The sequence below is a fragment of the Veillonella sp. oral taxon 158 genome (assembly GCF_018376515.1).
In the GTDB taxonomy this organism is placed as follows: Bacteria; Bacillota; Negativicutes; order Veillonellales; family Veillonellaceae; genus Veillonella; species Veillonella rogosae.
Window position 1 is genome coordinate 33,287 of sequence record NZ_JAHABE010000007.1, and the last position, 21,817, is coordinate 55,103.

The window sequence follows — 21,817 nt, forward strand, 5'->3', positions numbered from 1 at the left end:
ATAAATTAGATATAAAGAGGGCCCATCGACGTGTGATGGCGTTAGGCTCATCTCAAAATTTGGAAACTTATGGATGACGCCTAACGTGTAGACGAAACCTTCTACACGTTAGGTGTTTTTACTATAGTCTATTTTTCGTATAGCGACGTACAACTATGAAATATAACAAAGAACCGTTAGAACTGAATAGTCCGGTGGCCTTTTGGCTGAATTTCCCCAATGAAGAACGCGTTTTTTGGGTGGATCGTCAGAGTGACCGTATCGTTGTAGGCGCTAAACGTCTGGCGACGGTCAAAGATGATGAGGACCGCCATAATTACGCCTACGTATTTTATGGGGATACTTTTTTTGAGACCTCCAAAGATCCTAAATGGTCTGGTATGGGCCATGAAATGATTGCTTTCACCCATTATTACATCGTAGAAAATGGAGAATCTTTCTATCTTCATGCTGGTGAAAGCGTACCCATCGAGGATTTTGAGGTGCCTCGCGTACGCCATAACTTCAAGGAAACCAGTGATGATAAGGCTGCTTGGGATAGCCTTATGAAAGCTATTGCTGAGGGCATCAGCAGTGGTGAAATGACTAAGGTAGTATCCTCTCGTGAAGTGGAGTTTACCAGTGATACACCATATAATGTGGCTAGTATTTTAGCTAATCTAGTAGATAATAATCCGAATTGTTTTATCTTTGGTTACGAAAAGGATGGACGTACCTTTGTGGGTGCATCTCCAGAAATTCTAGTGCGTCATCGTGGCAGTGAAATCCTCAGTTATGCCTTAGCTGGCACGGCGCCTAAACATGGGCCAAATGCATGGACTAAGGAACAACTACTAACAGATAAGAAAAACCTCTTTGAACATAATATTGTCCGTGATCGCATTGTACATACTATGAAAGCTATTACTCCAGAGGTGACCATCGGTGAAACGGGTATTATGGAGCTAGCTCATCTCTATCATTTGCGTACTATTATTACTGCAAAGGATAGTACAAAGTCCCTCGTAGAGTGGGCGAGATTGTTACATCCTACACCTGCTCTCGGAGGGGAACCTCGAGAAAAGGCACTGGCACTGTTACAAACGTACGAAGCCCATGAGCGTGGCATGTACGCAGCTCCATTTGGCTTTATGAAAGACATGGGGGATGGCATCATAGTCGTTGCCATTCGATCCGCTCTCATCATGGATCATGTACTGTATGCCTATGCAGGATGCGGTGTTGTTGCCGACTCTGATGCGGATGAAGAATACGCAGAAACGAATAATAAAATGCGCACCATTTTGGAGGCGCTATAATACATTTCCAAACCCTTAGGGGTTGTTGAAAGGGAATATAATGAACGAATATATTGCTGCCTTGGTAGATGAATTCTACCAACTCGGCATCCGTCATGCCGTGTTTAGTCCTGGCTCTCGTTCTACGACGATGGCTATGCTTTTTACTGAGTATGAAGGATTTGAAACATATATGAATATAGATGAGCGCTCTGCTAGTTTTATGGCTCTTGGCATTGCAAAGGCTCATAAAGAACCAACTGTACTCGTTTGTACCTCAGGTTCGGCTGTGGCCCATTATTTGCCCGCTATTTTAGAGGCTCAATATAGTGGTGTGCCTCTCATCGTACTATCTGCTGATAGACCACACACGTTGTTACACGTAGGGGCTCCGCAAACAGTAGACCAACAGAAAGTTTTTGGAGCCGCTGTAAATTATTACGAAGAATTAGCAGTGCCTCAAGAGGATTATTACTATACATATCCACGCCAAGTAGCGCGTAAAGCGTATATGAAAGCTATGGATACAAAAAAAGGACCAGTACATATCAATGTGCCTCTCTTTGAGCCTTTGGTACCTGAACTGGACAAGAAACATTTTGAAGCGGGACGTAGTCCCTTTAACGTAGTTAAGCCACATTATAGTAGTGTCTGTAATTATGATAATACAAGTCGTACAAGTTATGTAAGCAACACTACTAGCAGTAAGAATGATAGCTTCCTAGCAAAATATAAGAATATTCTTATATTAGCTGGACCACAGATCGATGTTGTAGAAGCTAATAGTATTCTTTCTTTTGCTACAACGCTACAAGCACCTATTTTGGCTGATCCATTGTCTAATGTAAGACGCTCTTATAACTCAGCTAGTAATCATAGTGATAAGGAATACGTCGATACTAGTAATATTGTTATTTCTACATACGATGCATTTTTAGCTGATAAAGAGCTATGGCCTATACTAAAGCCTGATTGCGTAATTCAGTTCGGACAAATTGTTGTGTCTAAACGAGTGCAACATATGGTGGCGAGTTGGGATAATGTAGGATACATTGAGGTTAATCCTACCATGGACTCTATGAATCCAACGGGTAAAACCACTATGCACATGCAAGCAAGTATTGATGTATTTACCAATCTGTATGGTGTAAATAATGATTCTCCGGCATATCTTGGTAAATGGCAGCATTTAGAAACAGCAGGAAAACAGCAACTAGGCACAGCAATAGAGGAACCAAGTTGTTTTGAAGGTCGTACGATACGCGACTTACAGCAACATATTTCTGATAATGCACAAGTACTTGTGGCCAATAGTATGAGTATTCGAGACTTTGATTACTTCTGGTTTAGCGGTGAGTCTGCTGCTGTACTGCATGGCAACCGCGGTGTAAATGGTATTGATGGTACCATTTCTACTGCTTTAGGTCTTGCCACAAATGGACTGCCTACATATCTTGTAACTGGTGACTTGTCTTTTTTCCATGATGTAAATGGATTGGCAGTAGCCAAAACGCATGATCTCAATTTGACGATTATTTTGCATAATAACGATGGAGGCGGCATTTTTGAATACTTACCGCAAAAGGGAACGAAGTATTTTGATTACTTGTTCTCTACATCGCAAGGCTTAGATTATAGTGGAGCGGCCAAACTTTATGGCTGTGGATATACTAAAATCACGAGCCCTGATGAATTGAGTGCTGTGCTAGCTAATGTTAGCTCAGAAACAGGCGTTAATATTATTGAGATCCCTACAAATCGGGAATATAGTCGACAGTTACATAAGAAATATACAAAAGTTTCAGTTGATATGGAGGCATTACTATGAGTCAGTATTTTTGCAGTATTGTAGATAATGCTTTGCGTAATCCAGCTCAGCGCATGTACTTTGATTTGGGTGAATACCGCTACGGCTTGACTATAGTTGGCGATGGAGAACCTATTGTGTGTTTCCATGGCTTCTCTGAATCGAGCTATACTTGGGATGCTATTAATCTTCCCGGTTATCGCGTTATCCGTATCGACTTGATTGGTCATGGTGATTCCGATATTCCTGATGAAGATAAGGCGTATACGATCCCTCAAATGATAGAGGATTTGCATACCGTTATTTATCATATGGTTGGTGATAGATATTACCTCATGGGCTACTCCATGGGGGCCCGCATAGCGCTTTCTTATGCCTTGGAATATGAACGTGAAATCAAAGGGCTCATCCTTGAAAGTGGATCTGTAGGCATCGCCTCTGATGATGAACGAGCAGAGCGTCGTAAGGCCGATGAAGACTTAGCAGTTCGCATCGAAGACCATGATGGCGCTTGGTTTGCTACACGTTGGGCGGAGGCTCCTATTTTTGAAAGTCAAAAGCAACTTTCAGAGTGCGTAGAGGAATTAATCTATCTACGTCGTTCCAATAATAGTACGTACGCCTTAGCCTGTACCTTGCGTGGCTCAGGTCAAGGTGTCATGCCGTATGTGGGGGATAAATTAGAAAAATTCTCTGTTCAAGGCTTATATGTGAGTGGCGCATTAGATACAAAATATACTACAATAGGAAGAGATATATTTGGCAAGTTGCCAAACTTTAAGCATGTCATCGTCGAAGGGGCGGGGCATAATGTGCATATAGAAAAACCGCAAGTATTCGAACAAGCGGTGTTAGATTTTTTACAGAAGAAAGGTTAAGTCCATGAGCAAATTTGATTGGAAAGTATTGGATCGTAATTATGAAGATGTAATTTACGAAACATATAATGGCATTGCAAAAATTACTATTAACCGTCCAGAGGTGCGCAACGCGTTCCGTCCTAAAACAGTTATGGAGTTAATCGACGCTTTCACAGTAGCTCGTGAAGATAACGAAGTAGGTGTAATCGTATTGACTGGTGCTAACCACGGCAAAGGTGAAGATAAAGAAGCATTCTGCTCTGGTGGCGACCAAAGCGTACGCGGTCACGGTGGTTATGTTGGTGAAGATAATGTACCTCGCTTGAACGTTCTTGATTTACAACGTTTGATTCGCGTTATTCCTAAACCTGTTATCGCTATGGTTAATGGTTATGCTATCGGTGGCGGTCATGTGTTGCACATCGTATGTGACCTTACCATCGCTTCTGAAAATGCTAAATTCGGTCAAACAGGTCCTCGTGTAGGTTCCTTTGATGCTGGTTATGGTGCAGGTTACTTGGCGCGCATGATCGGTCACAAACGTGCTCGCGAAGTATGGTTCTTGTGCCGTCAATACACGGCTGCTCAAGCCTATGAAATGGGCATGGTTAACACGGTTGTACCATTCGACAAATTGGAAGAAAAAACAGTTCAATGGTGCAACGAAATTCTTGAATTGTCCCCAATGGCATTGCGTATGTTGAAAGGTGCATTCAACGCCGATACTGATGGTCTTGCAGGCTTACAACAATTCGCAGGCGACGCTACATTGATGTACTACACAATCGATGAAGCAAAAGAAGGTCGTGACGCGTTCAAAGAAAAACGCAAACCAAACTTCAAACAATTCCCTAAATTCCCTTAATAGGGAGAGTTACTAGTCCTAGGTTGGGGACTAACTAATTTTAAAATAATAAGGGCGCCTCTATATGAGGCGCCTTTCTTGTAATATCTCTTTGGTATTGATATTTCGATTGTTATTTACTGGTAATTAGAAATCAGGCTTAGATATGAGGTGAGACGATGGACTGGTTACGTTATGGTGCTAAGCACTATCCTAATCACATATGTATAAACGAATATACCTATAACGATATATACCGTGGCGTAGTCCATGTAGCTCGTAAATTAGAGCCGCTACAAGCCTCTCGCATAGCTATCTTATCGGATAACTCCGTGATGATGGCAATCTATGTATTGGCAACTATGGTCGTGCATAAAGAGTTGCTACTGCTAAATGTACATCTTAAGCCTAAGGAAATAGAAAGCCAATTAGCTCAGTTAGATGTTACTACTGTACTGCATAGCGTTGAGCGTCGAGAGCAATTGACTAATTCCATTTCTACTATTGTTTTTGAATCGCTAGAAAGTATTCTATCAGATGTAGAGGCAGACGATACGTTTGACTGGACCTTTGAAGATAGAGATATAGCAGCCATCATGAATACGAGTGCCACTACGGGGCAGTTTAAGTCTGTTCCTCTTCGATGGGGGCAAATTAGAGCTCATGTACAAGCATCTAAAGAGGTACTAGGTAAAACTGAACAAGATAATTGGCTTATGGTATTGCCTCTATTCCATGTAAGTGGTCTATCTATCCTGCTGCGCTCCCTTTATAATGGTACGGCTGTTACCATATTGCCTAAATATGATGAAGCTCAAGTTCTCAAGCTCATAGAGTCTGAGAACATCAATATGATGTCATTAGTGCCTACTATTTTAACTCAATTAGAGCCAAGTATTACACATCATAAGTTGCGTGTTATCTTGCTCGGTGGTGAGTTCATTCCTATGGCGCTCATCGATGCTTGTGAAAAGAAATCCTTACCAATTTACAAGACCTATGGCATGACGGAAACTTTTAGTCAAAGCGTGACTTTCTCCGTATTGGATTATCCTCATAAACGAGATTCCGTAGGAAAACCATTACCAAGGATGCAGGTTCGCATTGATAATCCTGATGCAGACGGGGTAGGTGAGATTCACTTAACAGGCCCAATGGTTATGACTGGATATATTGACAAGGAACCTATCGATGGTGACCTTAATACCGATGATATCGGTTATGTCGATGAAGATGGGTTCGTATATATTTTGAATCGTCGCAAGGATCTCATCATTTCTGGGGGAGAAAATATTTATCCTAAGGAATTAGAGGATTTAGTCTACACATTGCCATCAGTCAAGGAATGTGCCGTTGTACCTGTACCTGATCCTAAATGGGGACAAGTACCGGCTCTATTTGTGGCTTTTCACGATGGTGAAAGCATGACTGCAGATGAAATTGTATCCTTTATGACTAAATCCCTGGCAAAATATAAAGTTCCTAAATACGTAAAAATATTGCCTGCGTTGCCTAGAAATGGTACAGGTAAAATCGTACGCAATGAACTGCGTTTAGAAGATTGAGGCGCCTATGAATGATATTTTAAACTTTAAAAGTATAACTACATATCGCCTTAAATTGCCGTTACAGTTTAACTTTAAAACTGCCAAAGGTGAAGTAAAAGAACGAGAAACTATAGTCATTCGCATCGAGGATCAACAAGGGTATGTAGGTTATGGGGAATGCGTGGCTTTTACAGAGCCTTTTTATACAGCAGAGACGGTGGATACGTGTTGGCAAAAACTAGTAGATGATTATATCTTTAATTTGCGCATGATGCGGCCTAAGCCGCTCATGACCTATGTGCGTCAGTTACAGTTTTGGTTAAATCGAGATCATATGCCTATGACCATTGCCGCCTTAGAAAATGCATTGATTAACCTTCATTGTGAGCGATTAGGTGTAAACTCCGTTTCCTATATTATGGGACAACCCTTACAAGATACCATTGAAAGCGGCGTTGTTATCGGTGATGTACCGATGGAACAATTGCTAGATGCCGTAGAAGCTCATGTGGCGAATGGTTGTAAGCGCATCAAGTTAAAGGTGAATCCTACAGACGGCTACGAACGGGCGGCCTTAGTACGTAAGCATTATCCCGATTTAGTCTTGGCAGCCGATGCGAATCAAAGCTATTCTTATGATGATATTGATAAGGTCCGTCAATTTAACGATTTGAAGTTAGCTTGTATAGAAGAGCCTTTTGCTATAACAACGCTTCAATCCTATAAGGAGTGGAAGTGGGAACGCCTTAATAACGATGATTGGCATATTGAAACGCCTATCTGTTTAGATGAGTCCATCTTGGGCTATGACGATTTATCCTATGCTATTGAGTATGGACTGATTGATGTACTTAACATAAAAGTAGGCCGTATGGGTGGTCTCGTACCTACTAAGGCAGCTATTAATCTTTGTAGAGAATGTCATATTCCGTATTGGGTAGGTAGCATGGTAGAGTCGGGCATTTCTAAAATGTTGCACGCTCAACTAGCAGCTCTAGGTGATTCCTATATGGCAGGAGACCTATCTGATTCTAATAGATATTTTGAACGAGATCTCATCTATCCAGATTTAACCTTTAAGGATGGCGTTATGCACGTTCCTGATGGAGATGGACTAGGTGTAACCGTCTTTGATGATAGACTAGAAGCGTATTGTGTGGAGAAACGAACACTATGAATTTAATAGAATCCTTACAAATTGAAGCACCTCGTATGACGAGCGATACTACATGCATTGCAAAAATGAACTTAGGAGAATTCCACAAACAGCCTCAAGGCTATCTAAATGGTGGTGCAACCTTGGCATTTGCTGAAATCATTTCCGGCATGATGAGCAACGAACTCATTGGACCGGATAAATTTGGCGTAGGTCAATCCGTTACGGCCAACCACTTGCGCCCTGTACGATGTGAAGGGGCCTTAACGGCTCATGGTACCATACTTGTAAAAGGGAAGACATCCCATGTATGGCGCTTTGATATGATGGATGATGCAGATCGACTCATCTCACAAGTAACAGTGACCTTGGCGATAGTAGATTTTGTTCGTTAACGTACGCTGTTGGGAACATGTGTTTTCATATTCTAAATAAAAAGGACAGCATATACAGTTGTATATGCTGTCTTTTTAACGTTTACTTTGAACACATAAATTGTCTCATGCTTACTTAGTTACTTAATTAACTAAGTAACTAAGTAAGTACTTAACTATTTAACTGCCTACTTACGAGTGATAGTATATAAGTCCTCCATATCTGGAATATCGTAAATAACCCATGTACCGTCACCTAGATGACGCATTAAAATCTTTATGTCCTTAGTCATATTCTTTTTATTGTTTTGGATGGTTGCTGTAACCGTTGCAGTTTCGCCGTGGTCATCTGTTTTGAGGTTTTTAATCTCTACATCGTGTTCTTTAAAGAGGCGACCTTCTACAAGCCGGTCTACCATAGATTTATTATCGTCATTTTGGTTTGCTGCTTGGTTGTTATCCGTAGGAGGTTCTGATTTAAAACTATCTGGATCTTCAATATATTTTCTCATTACATCTTCGATGAGGGCAGGGCCAAATGTTTTGGTAGCGGCTACGGCGGCTTTGCCAAATGGATTAGATGTATCAATATATTTATTGTCTTCACGGTCTACGATGTTTTTTACGATGGATTTTACATCTACATGACGCAAAACTTCATCTGCATTTTTCTCCTGAACGGCTTGATGAATGATTTTTAATGTATAAGCTGGTGTATGTGGGACATACCATAAGAAATACCATGCGGCAGCTAATGCGCCTACAACAGCGATGATGAGGGCGATAATGACGCCTTTAGAGCTACTTTTATTCACGGTGAATCCTTTCATTTACTTTGTATCGTAATTTTTGATAGCGAATATATACATATTGTAGCATATCTAGTAAAGTATAGTGTGATAATTTGCACGTTTACAGAAAACTGATGAAAGATGGAGATAAAAGATGTATAGAAGTAATTTAGCTGATATTTTCCGTTGTAAAAGTCATAAAATAGGCACTATCCGTTATAACCCATGTTTTTAATAGAATATTCATAAAAAAGTTCAAAAAAATAGTTGCATTGGTCTAAAATCCATGGTATCATGTACAAGTAGTCAACGAGAGTTGATACGCGGCCCCGTGGTGTAGCGGTTAACATGTCGCCCTGTCACGGCGAAGATCGTCAGTTCAAATCTGATCGGGGTCGCCATTTTTTTTTACAAAAAATCATGCCTCGGTAGCTCAGTTGGTAGAGCAACGGACTGAAAATCCGTGTGTCGACAGTTCGATTCTGTCCTGAGGCACCATTTGTATTCCATGCGGTTGTGGTGGAATGGCAGACACGCCATCTTGAGGGGGTGGTGAGCGTACGCTCGTGAGGGTTCAAGTCCCTCCAACCGCACCAAAATATAAGGACCTACAGTTTGCTGTAGGTCCTTTTTGCTATGTCCATATTGGCAGGCTTTTATATTACGTGTACAATCATAGTAATTAATACTATACATTTGTGTGTGTAAGTTTATAAATGAGAGAGAATTATGGAATTTAATTATGGCGAGTCGCTGCGTATCCGAAGTGATTTATATACGATCTTAGGCAAGATACGCTACATTAATACTCATGGGCATATATGGTATGAGTATAAATTAGTTAAACATAGTAATAACAAGGCATTTTGGCTTCGTTGGGATAAGAAGAGAGATGCGTACCAGTTTTCCAAGTTGTGTGGTAAAGCACAGCCAGTAGATATGAAACCCGTAGATAGTGGTTATGAGATGGTAACGGGCACTTGGGGTGAGGTGGATGTAGGTACTACTGATACTGCTAAATATAAAGAGTATGAAAATGGTGATGGCACTGCTACCTTTTCTGTTCAAGAGTGGGCTTTTGAAACGAACTATTCAAAAGGCTTTTACATTAATAAAGAATACGTATCTGTGGAGAAAGATGTAGAGATGACCGATACCATTAAAGATAGAATGGATACGGTTAAGATAATGAAGTTCGTAGGACCTATCGTTTGGATTTTGGCAAACGTACTAATTTTTATGCCAAGATTTGATATACAAATCCTGCATGATATACATAATTTCCTTACCTGGCCTTATATAGTAGGCGGGAATATAATCCTTGGCTTCATTGTATTTTTTGTTCTCTTTAAAAGATAGCATCTAGAAAATCAGGGACACACTATACTAAAACAAAAGGTAGTAACACATATCAATGTTACTACCTTTTTAGTTTGCTTAGGATTTTGTTGTTATTAGTTAGCTTCAGCTAGTTGAAGTTGTTCTAGTTCTGCTTCTTTAGCATCTAATTCTTTTGCACCAAAGTGAGCTAGTACACAGAATGTAACACAAAGAATACATGCTACCAATAAGAGATAGAAACCTGCGTTCCAACCAAATTTGTCAGCTAATACACCGAATAGTGTTGTACCGAGGTTGGCACCTACAATGTAGCTCATGAAACCGCGAAGACCAACGGCTGAGCCTACAGCAAATGGAGGTACAATATCCATGGTTTGAACAGAGGCTAGGAATTGAGGAATATAGATTAAGCAACCCACAATAGCAGCGAAGAATGTAACCCATAAGAGGGATTCGCTTTGCCAATAGCCGAAGATACAGAAGAAGATAATGCTTACGGCGATAATTGCTGGTGGCATACGATAACCTTTAAAGAATTTATCGGAAATGTAACCTGCAAAAATAGTAGAAGGTATAGCAGCCCATTCAAAGAATAAGAATGCTACAGACATCTCTGCTTTGGAGAAACCTTTTACTTGTAATAGGTAAATTGGAAGCCAAGTAAGCATACCGAAACGAATCATGTAAACAAATGTATCTACTAATGATACGTACCAAGCATTTTTGTTTTTCAATACATATTTTACAAAAATTTCTCGTGTATTCATGTGCGGTGCTTCAGAGCTTCTATGTGCTTTATGAGCTGTATCTGCAATGATTTCACTTGTTGGTGGTAAGCCTTCACGCTCAGGGCTTTCTTTAATTAAGAAGAAAATAGCGATAGCCACAACTATGGCAATAATTGCTGGAATACCATAGCTACCTAATTGCCAATGATCCGTAGTGGTGAAGTATAACGCAGCAGCTACGATTGGTGCTACGATACCGCCACCAAGATTATGGGAGATATTCCAAATTGCCCCAAAGCGACCACGTTCTTGTTTTGGATACCATTTGGCTAGGGTGATGAAGGATGGGCCTACACCAAAACCTTGGAAGAAGCCGTTGAGTACAACTAATACTAAGAAGAAGGCGAGACTGTCAGCAAAGCTCATAAAAATATTGATAATTGCACAGCAAATAAGACCGAAAGCCATAAATTTTGCAGGACTTGCTTTGTCAGCAAGACTACTCATGAAGCCTTTACTTAGACCGTAGGCGATAAGCATACCACTAGATAGCAAACCGATTTCCGTTTTGCTCATGTGTAAGATATCTGATAAAAAATGAGTTGATAAGGCAAAGTTGTTACGCACGATATAGTACGCCGCATAACCAATAAAAATACCAAGTAGAGATTGGAATCTGTATTTATAGTATAGATTCATAATCATACTTTGTGGTACAGATGATTTTGCCTCTTTAGGTTGTAAAAATGAAAACATAGTTATTACCTTTCTTTATTAATAACTAAATCCTGTTGCATTGATAATACTAACATTTTCATAGAATTCATGTAAATGATTTATAAGATAAAAGTAAGCGTTAAGGTTATAAAAATAATTTATAACATAGTTATGTTGCAGTAAAATGTATATAGTATAAATATGACTTTCAGTATGATAAGGATTTTTAAACTACATAAATACAGCAGTCTATAGTGTTAGAGTTGTATTGGAATTAATAGATTTATTTTGTTATAATCATACTGTTATTTAAAAATTATTATTCGTTATTAAGGAGTTTTGCTATGAAAGGTTTTACTAAACGTGCAATTCTTGCTGCTTGTGTTGGTGCAGCCATGCTTATTTCTGCAGGTTGTGGTTCCAACCAAAATGCACAAAATACACAATTGACATATAATGGTTCCTCCACATTGGCACCAGTTATTTCTAAAATCGCTACAGATTTTACAGAAAAGAATAAAACTTGGAATCATGCGGATAGTTCTTTGCCAGATAAAGATATTACTATTTATGTATCTTCTGGAGGTTCTGGCACTGGTATTAAAGCGGTTATCGATGGCACTGCGGACTTCGGTTTAGTAGCTCGTGAAGTGAAAGACAGCGAAAAAGCAAAAATCAAAGATTACAATGAAATTAAAGTAGGTATTGATGCTTTAACAATTGCCGTAAATCCTGAAAATCCTTTATATGCTGTAAAAGGTAATCTTACTAAAGAAGAAATTATTAAAATCTTCTCTGGTGAGTACAAAACTTGGAATCAAGTAGATCCTTCCTTGCCTAATCAAGAAATCATCGTAGTAACACGTGATCTTGGTGGCGGTGCTCATGAAGTGTTCCAACAAAAAATTATGGGTTCTGTAGAGGTAACTAAAGACGCTATTCAAGCGCCATCTATGGGTGCTCTTGTAACTAAAGTTAAAGAAAATCCATATGCTATTGGTTACGCATCTTATGGCATGTTGGGTCAAAACAAAGGCCAAATCGTTGCTTTCAAAGTTAATGGTGTAGCACCAACAGATGAAACGATTACTGATGGTTCTTACATGATTCAACGTCCACTTCTTATCGTAGGTAAAGGTAATATGGGCGGTGTAGCAGACGCTTTCACAAAATACTTGAAGTCTGAAGAAGGTCGTAAAGTTATTCATAAAATGGGCTTTGTTCCTGTAAACTAATCAGATAGAATAAAAGCAAGGCTGCGGCCTTGCTTTTTTCTTATGAAAGGAGAGTCTATGCATTTATCAGATCGTTTTACATCTGGCATAGTACCGATTATGGCGGTGTCTGTTCTCGCCTTATATATAGGGCTCGTGCTCTATATGGCGATAGAGGCGTGGCCCGCTTTGATACATATGTCTTGGACGGATATTGTAACCGGTACAGTCTGGAAGCCTATGGCACAAAGTCCTGTATTAGGTCTGGCCTATATTATTTCTGCTAGCCTCTATGTATCTCTGTTATCTTTGATATGGGCGTTGCCCTTGGGGATTGGTACCTCTGTAGGTTTGAGTCTAGGCGTATCGCCACGTATTCGTCAATTTTGCTTATCTACTATAGATATGATCGCCGGTATACCTTCTGTTATTGTTGGTTTTATCGGGCTTGCCGTAGTGGTTCCGGCCATTCAATCGATGTTTTCTTTGTCTACCGGTGAGTCTATTTTATCGGCTAGTCTCGTATTAGCCTTTATGATTTTGCCTTATATTGTGACTCACTGTACGGAATCTATCGAAACCTATCGTCAGCGCTATGAAGAAACGGCTTTGGGCCTTGGCATATCGCCGTGGCATACTATGAAAGCTATCGTACTACCTAGTGCTAAAGGTTCGATCATTCTTAGTTCTGTGCTAGCCTTCTCCCGGGCTATGGGAGAGACCATGGCCGTTATGATGGTTGTCGGTAATGCTCCCATCTTGCCTAATTTACTGGGTAAGGCTGAGCCAATTCCATCTCTTATTGCGCTTGAAATGGGTAGTGTAGAGTATAATAGCTTGCATTATAGCGGTTTATATGTAGCAGCTTTAGTATTGCTAATGATTTTGATACTGACTAATGTTCTAGTCTATATGTATTCTTGGAAAACTAGAAAGGACGGTCATCATGAAGCTATCTAATCTTGCATTAGCTACTTGGGCTTATGGCAGTCTAATCCTCGTTATGGCAATACTCATCGCTGCTTGTACTTATATTGTGTATCATGGGGGGCCATTAATAACTGTTGATTTCCTCTGGCTCTACCCAGCGGGCATGCCTCTCGGTGTAGAAGGGGGCATATTCCCTGCCATAATCGGTAGTATTTTAGAGGGCTTATTAACGGCTTCTATGGCGGCTGTTGTAAGTATTCCTTGTGCCCTTTACATGGTATATGGCAATATTTCTCGTTGGAAATCAGAATGCTTTTTATTCACTCTACGCTGTATGTCCGGATTACCATCTGTATTAATTGGCTTGTTCGGTTATAGTGTGCTGATTTTATATTTAGGTATCGATAAAAGCTTATTATCTGCGTCGATTACGTTAACGGTAATGGTTATACCTTTTATTACGTTGCGCCTTGTGAAAGTATTCCATGAGTTTCCTCGTGAAACGTATGAGGCGGCTCTCAATATGGGGCTTTCACCAAGTTATATATGGATACATATGGTCATACCGAGTGCCATGCGCGACGGATTGAGCGCTATAGCCCTTGGAGCGGCCTATGCGATGGGGGCCACCGCACCGATTATGTATACTGGTGCCGTATTATATACTCGGTCCATACCGAATATAACGGATCCATTTATGGCATTGCCATATCATTTGTACATTTTGGTAAACGAAGGTTATTCAGTAGATTTAGCCTATGCTACAGCCTTTGTACTGATGGTTATATTACTTTGTATTAATATCATTTGTCGCTGGATAGGAGGGCGGTCTTGATGAGCATCATATTAGATATTAAAAATATAGAGGTGTCCATTGATGAGCATTCTATTTTGCAACACATAACCTTGCCTATTACAGAATATGCTATTACGGCTGTTATTGGGCCGTCTGGTTGTGGTAAAAGTACATTGTTAGCTACGCTTAACGGTAGCTTACAGGCACCGAAAAAAGTCACTAATGGACAAATTATTTACGATGGCCTATCGGTAGACTCAATGGATCCGCAAATGTTACGTCGCCAAATCGGTCTTATCGGACAACAACCGACTGTATTTCCTGGCACCATTGAAGATAATATGGTATTTGCTCTAAATTATTATAAAGAGTTATCCTCTGCAGACAGAAAGGCTAAAGCGATACAATGTTTAGAGCAGGCTGGATTATATAGCGAAATTAATGGCGACATGAAGCGCTTGGCAAGTTCTTTATCTGGTGGTCAACAACAGCGCCTGTGTATTGCGCGAAGCTTGACCGTAGATCCTCGAGTAATGCTCTTTGATGAGCCGTGCTCTGCCCTTGATATAAAAAACAGCTTGCATATTGAGGCATTGCTAACAGAGTTAAAAGTAAAACAAACGATTGTCATTGTTACTCATAATTTACAACAAGCTAGACGCATTGCAGACTACACTGTCTTTATGAATGATGGCCGAGTTGTAGAGTGGGGCGCTACAGCGCAAATATTCTCTGATCCACAACAAGAATTAACTCGTGATTACTTGGCTTTTGGCGGATAATCTTGAAAATTTTATATTTTTCAAAAACTTAAAGATAAAATTTCTATAAACTGTTGACATATTTCGTTTAAAAATGTATATTATAGGTGACATACTGGCGTGTCGTTAAGGGACTGTGAGAGAGTTTAGCCAGACTTACATCTGATATAGTTCGAGAGTAACTATATACATAAGAAGGCGTACCGCTGAGAGACGAGAGAAGGGCGGTATGCCTTTTTTGTATGTAACATACGATGTAGCTTGTTTTTTACAATCTAATAAGCAATGTAAATTATTAATATTATAAATATAAAATTTTATTAAAATAATGGTGGTTACGAGTTTAAAATATGGACTCAGACCTCCTTATGTAATACAATGTATTACATAAGGAGGTGCTTTTATATGGCAAATATTTCAGTCCGACTAAATGAACAAGAAGAAGAGTTATTTAAAACCTATGCTGAGTTTATGGATGAAACACTTTCTACCCTCTTTAAGAAGGCTTTACTAGAAAAGATTGAAGACGAATTTGATCTTAAGGTAGGTCAAAAAGCATTAGCAGAATACGAGCAAGATCCAGTTACCTATTCTGTGGCGGAAATGCGTGCAAAATATGGCTTATAAGCTTGAATTTTCTAAACGGTTTGACAAGCAATTTTCTAAATTAGATAAATCAACGCAACGCTATCTTTTTAATTGGCTCATAAAGAATGTAGATAATGTAGAAAATCCTAGGTACTCAGGAAAATCATTGACGGGAAATAAAACAGGGCTGTGGCGTTATCGCATTGGTAATTATAGAGTCATTGCTGATATTAATGACCATAGATGCATTATTTTAGCTTTAGAAGTTGGTCATCGAAAAGACATTTACAAATAGAGGATATATTATGAAATACTTACGTCGTGAACTTAACCAAGTGGAAAAAGAATACTTAAAACAATTTGGACAAGACTCGTTGAACCGTGTCGTTCTCCACAATCCTGATACAAAGGATAAACAAGAAGTACAAGACACCATTGATATTCTAAAAGAAGCTATAGCAAAAAATAAACCTCTAGAACAAGTTCCAGAGGATATGTGGAAACTAATTGAGTTTTAACTACGGAATAAATCTTGTTGCAGGTGTGTCCGTTGATCCAAAACATACTAGAGTAATCTATTTCCTCAATACAGTACAATAAAATTAAAATAAAGCAAAACAAAAGGCACATTGTTAAACGAATACCATTCATGATAAATGGAGGTGGTTTAATACAATGTGCCTTTATGATGTAATTTTATATTATAAGTTGTAGAGTTCTGGTTTACGGTCCCTAAAGATATTAATTTTGTTGCGAATGTCTTCGACTACGGTAAGGTCGATATCTACGGAAGCAATGCCTTCGTTCGTATCCATTTCGAGGAGGTTCGTGCCCCATGGGTCATAAACGGCGGAGTGACCTGTGCTTTGAACGCGACCAATAGTACCGCATCCGTTGACTGCGCAAAGGAATAATTGGTTTTCAATTGCTCGTACTTCGTTTAGTACTTGCCAGTGGCGTAGTCGCATCGTAGGCCATTGGGCGGGTACGAATAAGAGTTCAGTGTCTGGTAATGCAGCCATTCTCACTAGCTCAGGAAAACGGATATCGTAACAGATAACCGTGCTACACGGGATCCCATCGAGTTCAAAATGGGTCGTATGAGTACCGTTAGCAAAGTATTTGTCTTCCTTAGCAGGGCTAAAGCCGTGCATTTTGGAATACTCACCTACGAGGGTACCTTCACGGTTATAAGCATAGGATGTATTGAATACAAGATCATCTTTTGCCACAGCAACGGAGCCGCCTACGATATTCACGTTGTGCTCTTTTGCAAAGGCGGTGAGCAAAGATTTTGTTCTTTCCCCATTTCTGTCGGCGATCGTAATTAAATCATCTGATGGGTGAAAGCCTGTATTCCAAGTTTCAGGCAAAACAATAATATCAGGATTTTCTGTAAGTGATTGAGTGAGTAACTCTTGCACGCGATTGTAGTTGTATTCTACGTCATTTACGTGAACGTCCATTTGTAAGAGGGTTAAGCGTTTTTTCATGGCAAATCCTTTATCGATTAGAAGCGTATAATGTTAGTGATTTGTATTATAATTAGAATATTAAAGCATTCCATTCTAGATTACAACATAAAGTATCGTTAAAGGTGTTTTAGAGGATATATCTCTTTAGATTATAAATCATTTGTTTTAGCTATACGTAAATGGGGTGGAGTTTTTACTATTCTTCATAGAAATGTTATAATATTCTGTATATAATTGTGTTCTGATAGAGGAGGACCTATGAAACGGATTCCGTTAGTAACACTATTGGTTGTGGCCTTGGCAATGCTTGTGGCAGGTTGTGGATTGCTTTCACAAAAAACAGAGCCTACTAGTTCAGCGCCACCAGTAAAAGAAGTTAAGATGGTACATCCATCGGGCATTCCTGTCCTTATGTATCATAAAATCGGCGACGATAAAGATAATGATGCGGTTATTCGAGAGGATTTGTTCCGAGAGCAAATGAAATTCCTCAAGGATAATGGCTATAATCCATTGACGATGGACCAATTGTATGAATACGTTGTAAATGGTGCTGCAGTACCTGAAAAACCAGTTGTTTTAACCTTTGATGATGGTTATGCAGATACGTATACAATCGTATATCCACTCATGAAAGAGTATGGATTCCCAGCCACTGTATTTATTAACCCTGGTGATATTGGAACGCGTTTAACTTGGGATCAAGTGCGTGAAATGCACAAAAATGGTATCACCATTTCTAACCATGGTTTCCAACATGTAGAAATGGGCCAATTATCCGAAGAGAAACAAATTGAAAATATCACAAAGGCGCAAGAAGCATTGGCTAAAGAGGTGGGCATCAAGAATAATCCTTGGTTCTGCTATCCATATGGAGATAAAAATGAATTCACCGACTCAGCATCTAAAAAGGCTGGTATAAAAATGGGTATGGCTATGAAATCTGGCTGGGCTCATACAGGTGATAATCCATATAACATTTTGCGTGTTTGGGTAGGTAATGCGGTAGATATCAAGCATTTTGAAGAACGCATTAGCACCGAGCATTTCACTGATTTATAAGGAGAAATACATTGTTCAAAAAGAATTGGGTAAAGTTCATCATCATGGTGTTCTTATTTACCGTTGTGACCTCACCGTTCGTGGTGCTCTTTGGACCATTTAATAATGTAAAACGCGCCGTTATCGGTGCTATCTTACAATCTCGTCATCCTCATTACATTACGTGGTTGTTCAATGAAGAAGAACTACAATCTATTTTGGGGACTGTTGGGGTTGTTAAAAGCCAAGATTTATTCAAGTTTAATGCCCGTGAAGATAAGTCTTTGAACCTTGAAAAAATTCAGTCTGCTCGTTATGTTGGCTATATCTTAGAAATTCCAGATCCTCGTCGTATCCAAGTAGGTACTGCGGCTAACATTCAAGAAAAGGGCGATACTACAAGTAATATTGCTAAAATGAATAATGCGGTAGCTGCTATCAACGGCGGTGGTTTCCATGATCCTAATGGTACTGGTACAGGTCGTTTGCCATATGGCTTTATCTTGCATGATGGAGAATATGTTATCGGTAAGGATGTAGGCCCTGATGAAGATGTAGACTTTGTAGGCTTCTCTAAATCTGGTAACCTTATCGCTGGTAACTACGATAAAACTCAACTAGCTGATATGAAAGCCATGGAAGGTATTACCTTTGGTCCACCTCTTATCGTAGATGGTAAGAAAATGATCACTGAAGGTGATGGTGGCTGGGGCGTAGGCCCACGTACTGCTATCGGTCAAAAGAAAGATGGTACAGTATTATTCCTCGTAATCGATGGTCGTCAACCAGGGTACTCCATTGGTGCTACCTTGCGTGACGTACAAGATATTCTCTTTGAAAAAGGCTGCTACATTGCAGCGAATTTAGATGGTGGTTCTAGTTCTACCTTATACCTCAATGGTAAAGTGGTGAATAAACCGGCCGATTTGTTAGGGGAACGCATGATCCCAACGGCGTTTATCGTGAAATAGGAGGACAAATGAAACCTTTTACGCGTGTACTGAGCGCCTTTGCGGTAGGTATTCTTCTGCAAGGTGGTATATACTTATACCTTGATCAATATATGTTTGCGCCGACTACGGAATTTAACGTAGCAGGTGCGTCAAAAGATGATACTAAAAACTTCCCGGATGTAAAGGAAGGTACTAAATATGTATCCTACGACCGTCAATTTATGGCGGTTGTTACAGAAAACTCTTTGAAAATCTACAAGGCTAATGAAAGTAAGCCTACAACGATAGACTTGAAGGGGCGTTCGATTAGTTACTTCAACTGGATGCCTGACCGTAACTATGCCATCATGGGCTTGTATGACTCTCGCAATGTCGTTATGGCTCGTCTCAATGCAGATGATCCAGAGCATGAAGTGGATACCAAGCTTGAAGATTTACCAAAAGGTAGTAAAATCGTAGATGCTGCGTACTCTGAAGCGACAAATGTAGTATACATGAAGGTAAAAGTTCAAGAGCATGTATATCGTATTTATCGTACAGATGCTAACTACGATACGCGTCGCGTGTATATGCAAGCTACTGATATCGGTCATATCGGCGTCTTCTACGATGAAGATAACTTCTTCTACGATAATGTTAAAACTGGCGATATCTTTATGTTTAATGGTATCGAAGGTGGCTGGCGTGTTATCAACCCACCAGGACGTTTCCGCTTAATTGGTGTTGATACAGATAAGACAATCTACATTGCTCGTGTTGATGAGGACAATAATGCATTGACTGTTTACACCGGCAAATTAGGTGTAGGTTTCAAACCAGTTTACAAATACAATCATCCTACTACTTTTAATGAATTAAAATTGTCTGACGTAAAAGACATCATCAAGAATGGTAGTGAAGAAACTAAAAAGGTGACAGAAGATGATACGTCTTCTAAATCATCTAACACTAGTGATAGTAAAAAGAAATCTTAAGAAAAAGCCTTTATAATGCTTCATTATAAAGGCTTTATTCCTATGTTATATGTACCATAAGGATATCTATGAATATATTATTTGTACGCCTTAGTTACATTGGGGATATCCTGCATGCTACCCCTGCGGCGCGCTGGATCAAAGAACAGTATCCAGATGCCAAGTTACATTGGATTGTAACGCCTAGCATGGTAGAACTGTTAGATGGTAATCCCTATGTAGATGAGATTATCCCCTGGGAACGGGATGAATACGAGGCACATTCTAAAAAACTGCATATCCCGACAATGTGGCGCATGTGGTGGGAGCTGAAGGCTAAATTAGAGCCCTACAAATTTGACGTAGCCGTTGATGTACAAGGGCGACTGATAACTGGTCTTGTTCTATTGGCTTCTGGTGCGCCTATTCGCTTAGGACTTGGTGGTACAAAAGAGCTGAATTGGCTATTTACAAACTATAAATCAAAGCCAAGTACAGATCATGTTATCAAGCGTTATGTTGAGGTGGCACAACTTTTAAAAGAGGCTGTTGCTAAACAGGCTGATTTAGATACACCTCTTAAAACTGCTGACAATCTTCTGGAACCTGAAACATTAAATAACGTTAGTGCTAAGAAGATATATCATATGGATTTCCATGTACCATCAAAGTTACATACCTGGGCAGAAGAACAGTGGAAAACGATTGACAATCATACTTCTTTAAATCGTGGTGAGGTAGAAAAACCTCTACGTGTGGGATTGGTCTTGGGTACGTCTTGGGCGACGAAAGAATGGCCTCAAGAAAAATGGTATTCCCTTATTAAATCGCTACAATATAGAGCTAATTTTGTTTGCTTAGGTGGGCCTAAAGAGTCTACACAATACAAACCTTTGATGGATTCTTTGACCGCTGAGGGCATTGATCAGATTATGCTGAATATGCTAGGCAAGACTACACTTCAAGAGGTTGGTGCCTTAATTGAAAGCTGTGACGTAGTAGTTACGGCTGACACGGGCTCCTTACATATTGCATTAGCGCTTAATAAGCCTGTAGTAGCTCTCTTTGGGCCTACAGATCCTAAATTATGGGGACCACTAACGGGGACCTTTAAGGTGCTTGTAAATGATGAATTAGATTGTTTAGGTTGTCGTAAACGACGGTGTCCTAAGCCTGATCAATATTGTATGTCTGGTATTGAACCAGTCCGTGTTAAAAAGGCAATTTTCGAATTGATAGGAGATAGAAATGGCAAAGTTTAAAATTCAAAAAGGCTTATCCGATGCGGATATGTTGAAAAACTTTAAAGATACAGACAATTTTGAAGATACTATGCTTGATATGGAACGGGCAGCTAAAAAACCTGTAGTTCATCAAAGTCCAAAGCAAAAGGAAGATGCTTTCTATCGTGAGTTCTTAACGGAAAAAGTGGAGACTATGATCGGTAAAATGCTTCTAGACATCAAGATGGAGTACTTCAAAGAAGGTGAAGGTGCTTTCTCTATTCAAGTGAAGCGAGAAGGTAAGAATATCGTTCTTGAAACGGCTCCTAAAAAGGTTAAACCTGAAAAATAAGCTGTATAATGGCATTTAGAAAAAGTTAAGAATAAACGTGAACCTGTCCATAAATGGACAGGTTCTTTTGCATATTTATGTAATTGTTG

23 protein-coding genes and 3 tRNA genes are annotated in these 21,817 nt (G+C 39.6%); 23 read left to right on the plus strand and 3 right to left on the minus strand.

Annotated elements, in window-relative coordinates; translation table 11 throughout:
* Positions 1–155 precede the first annotated feature (155 nt).
* The 7 genes from KH364_RS05590 to KH364_RS05620 all read left to right on the plus strand — a co-directional run bounded on the left by KH364_RS05590 (position 156) and on the right by KH364_RS05620 (position 7,886).
* Entirely contained in the window at positions 156–1,298 is a 1,143-nt protein-coding gene (locus KH364_RS05590; RefSeq protein ID WP_273298911.1) for an isochorismate synthase, read from the plus strand.
* Positions 1,299–1,338: 40 nt separating this feature from the next.
* Positions 1,339–3,105 carry a 2-succinyl-5-enolpyruvyl-6-hydroxy-3-cyclohexene-1-carboxylic-acid synthase gene (menD, locus tag KH364_RS05595; protein WP_273298912.1) on the plus strand — a complete coding sequence of 589 codons (1,767 nt, stop codon included), beginning with the start codon at positions 1,339–1,341 and terminating at the stop codon, positions 3,103–3,105.
* Positions 3,102–3,962 carry a 2-succinyl-6-hydroxy-2,4-cyclohexadiene-1-carboxylate synthase gene (menH, locus tag KH364_RS05600; protein ID WP_273298913.1) on the plus strand — a complete coding sequence of 287 codons (861 nt, stop codon included), beginning with the start codon at positions 3,102–3,104 and terminating at the stop codon, positions 3,960–3,962. Before menD ends, menH begins: the two co-directional genes overlap by 4 nt.
* 4 nt (positions 3,963–3,966) lie before the next feature.
* Positions 3,967–4,809 carry a 1,4-dihydroxy-2-naphthoyl-CoA synthase gene (gene menB, locus KH364_RS05605; protein WP_273298914.1) on the plus strand — a complete coding sequence of 281 codons (843 nt, stop codon included), beginning with the start codon at positions 3,967–3,969 and terminating at the stop codon, positions 4,807–4,809.
* A 158-nt stretch (positions 4,810–4,967) separates the two neighbouring features.
* Positions 4,968–6,353: an o-succinylbenzoate--CoA ligase gene (gene menE, locus KH364_RS05610; RefSeq protein WP_273298915.1), complete on the plus strand. Its 1,386-nt coding sequence runs from the start codon at positions 4,968–4,970 to the stop codon at positions 6,351–6,353.
* 7 nt (positions 6,354–6,360) lie between these two features.
* Positions 6,361–7,512: an o-succinylbenzoate synthase gene (gene menC, locus KH364_RS05615; RefSeq protein WP_273298916.1), complete on the plus strand. Its 1,152-nt coding sequence runs from the start codon at positions 6,361–6,363 to the stop codon at positions 7,510–7,512.
* Positions 7,509–7,886, plus strand: coding sequence for a PaaI family thioesterase (locus KH364_RS05620; RefSeq protein ID WP_105081479.1), 378 nt, complete (start codon positions 7,509–7,511; stop codon positions 7,884–7,886). Before menC ends, KH364_RS05620 begins: the two co-directional genes overlap by 4 nt.
* 167 nt (positions 7,887–8,053) lie before the next feature.
* Here the strand turns inward: KH364_RS05620 and KH364_RS05625 are convergent, their stop codons facing one another.
* A complete protein-coding gene (locus KH364_RS05625) occupies positions 8,054–8,695 on the minus strand; it encodes a DUF2939 domain-containing protein (RefSeq protein ID WP_273298917.1) in 642 nt (213 codons plus the stop codon).
* Positions 8,696–8,981: 286 nt separating this feature from the next.
* Here KH364_RS05625 and KH364_RS05630 point away from each other — a divergent pair.
* The 4 genes from KH364_RS05630 to KH364_RS05645 all read left to right on the plus strand — a co-directional run bounded on the left by KH364_RS05630 (position 8,982) and on the right by KH364_RS05645 (position 10,015).
* Positions 8,982–9,057, plus strand: a tRNA-Asp gene (locus KH364_RS05630).
* 21 nt (positions 9,058–9,078) lie between these two features.
* Positions 9,079–9,154, plus strand: a tRNA-Phe gene (locus KH364_RS05635).
* A 12-nt stretch (positions 9,155–9,166) separates the two neighbouring features.
* Positions 9,167–9,252 (plus strand) — tRNA-Leu (locus KH364_RS05640).
* 133 nt (positions 9,253–9,385) lie between these two features.
* Entirely contained in the window at positions 9,386–10,015 is a 630-nt protein-coding gene (locus tag KH364_RS05645; protein WP_273298918.1) for a hypothetical protein, read from the plus strand.
* 95 nt (positions 10,016–10,110) lie between these two features.
* On the opposite strand, the gene KH364_RS05650 is transcribed toward KH364_RS05645, so the two are convergent.
* Entirely contained in the window at positions 10,111–11,481 is a 1,371-nt protein-coding gene (locus KH364_RS05650; RefSeq protein ID WP_273298919.1) for an MFS transporter, read from the minus strand.
* A 305-nt stretch (positions 11,482–11,786) separates the two neighbouring features.
* Between KH364_RS05650 and KH364_RS05655 the strand changes: the two genes are divergently transcribed.
* The 7 genes from KH364_RS05655 to KH364_RS05685 all read left to right on the plus strand — a co-directional run bounded on the left by KH364_RS05655 (position 11,787) and on the right by KH364_RS05685 (position 16,249).
* Positions 11,787–12,677 carry a phosphate ABC transporter substrate-binding protein gene (locus tag KH364_RS05655; RefSeq protein WP_273298920.1) on the plus strand — a complete coding sequence of 297 codons (891 nt, stop codon included), beginning with the start codon at positions 11,787–11,789 and terminating at the stop codon, positions 12,675–12,677.
* Between the two features lie 57 nt (positions 12,678–12,734).
* A complete protein-coding gene (gene pstC / locus KH364_RS05660; RefSeq protein ID WP_273298921.1) occupies positions 12,735–13,616 on the plus strand; it encodes a phosphate ABC transporter permease subunit PstC in 882 nt (293 codons plus the stop codon).
* Positions 13,603–14,421 (plus strand): ABC transporter permease subunit, encoded by an 819-nt coding sequence (locus tag KH364_RS05665; RefSeq protein WP_273298922.1) that lies wholly within the window; start codon positions 13,603–13,605, stop codon positions 14,419–14,421. The genes pstC and KH364_RS05665 overlap by 14 nt, the downstream gene beginning before the upstream one ends.
* Positions 14,421–15,164, plus strand: coding sequence for an ATP-binding cassette domain-containing protein (locus KH364_RS05670; RefSeq protein WP_273298923.1), 744 nt, complete (start codon positions 14,421–14,423; stop codon positions 15,162–15,164). The genes KH364_RS05665 and KH364_RS05670 overlap by 1 nt, the downstream gene beginning before the upstream one ends.
* A gap of 384 nt (positions 15,165–15,548) precedes the next feature.
* On the plus strand, positions 15,549–15,770 hold the full coding sequence (locus KH364_RS05675) for a DUF6290 family protein (RefSeq protein ID WP_009352129.1): 222 nt from the start codon (positions 15,549–15,551) through the stop codon (positions 15,768–15,770).
* Positions 15,760–16,026 carry a type II toxin-antitoxin system RelE/ParE family toxin gene (locus KH364_RS05680; protein ID WP_273298924.1) on the plus strand — a complete coding sequence of 89 codons (267 nt, stop codon included), beginning with the start codon at positions 15,760–15,762 and terminating at the stop codon, positions 16,024–16,026. The genes KH364_RS05675 and KH364_RS05680 overlap by 11 nt, the downstream gene beginning before the upstream one ends.
* A 10-nt stretch (positions 16,027–16,036) precedes the next feature.
* Positions 16,037–16,249: a hypothetical protein gene (locus KH364_RS05685; RefSeq protein WP_265138553.1), complete on the plus strand. Its 213-nt coding sequence runs from the start codon at positions 16,037–16,039 to the stop codon at positions 16,247–16,249.
* A 183-nt stretch (positions 16,250–16,432) separates the two neighbouring features.
* On the opposite strand, the gene KH364_RS05690 is transcribed toward KH364_RS05685, so the two are convergent.
* Complete coding sequence (locus KH364_RS05690) at positions 16,433–17,224, minus strand: carbon-nitrogen family hydrolase (protein WP_273298925.1); 792 nt, start codon at positions 17,222–17,224, stop codon at positions 16,433–16,435.
* A 240-nt stretch (positions 17,225–17,464) separates the two neighbouring features.
* Here KH364_RS05690 and KH364_RS05695 point away from each other — a divergent pair, with 240 nt between their 5' ends.
* From KH364_RS05695 to KH364_RS05715, 5 genes are all read left to right on the plus strand, one after another.
* Entirely contained in the window at positions 17,465–18,268 is an 804-nt protein-coding gene (locus KH364_RS05695; RefSeq protein ID WP_009351987.1) for a polysaccharide deacetylase family protein, read from the plus strand.
* Between the two features lie 11 nt (positions 18,269–18,279).
* Positions 18,280–19,218 (plus strand): phosphodiester glycosidase family protein, encoded by a 939-nt coding sequence (locus KH364_RS05700; RefSeq protein WP_009351887.1) that lies wholly within the window; start codon positions 18,280–18,282, stop codon positions 19,216–19,218.
* A gap of 8 nt (positions 19,219–19,226) precedes the next feature.
* Complete coding sequence (locus tag KH364_RS05705; protein ID WP_273298926.1) at positions 19,227–20,174, plus strand: hypothetical protein; 948 nt, start codon at positions 19,227–19,229, stop codon at positions 20,172–20,174.
* A gap of 68 nt (positions 20,175–20,242) precedes the next feature.
* Positions 20,243–21,415 (plus strand): glycosyltransferase family 9 protein, encoded by a 1,173-nt coding sequence (locus KH364_RS05710; protein WP_273298927.1) that lies wholly within the window; start codon positions 20,243–20,245, stop codon positions 21,413–21,415.
* Positions 21,402–21,728: a hypothetical protein gene (locus KH364_RS05715; protein WP_273298928.1), complete on the plus strand. Its 327-nt coding sequence runs from the start codon at positions 21,402–21,404 to the stop codon at positions 21,726–21,728. Before KH364_RS05710 ends, KH364_RS05715 begins: the two co-directional genes overlap by 14 nt.
* Positions 21,729–21,817: the final 89 nt, after the last annotated feature.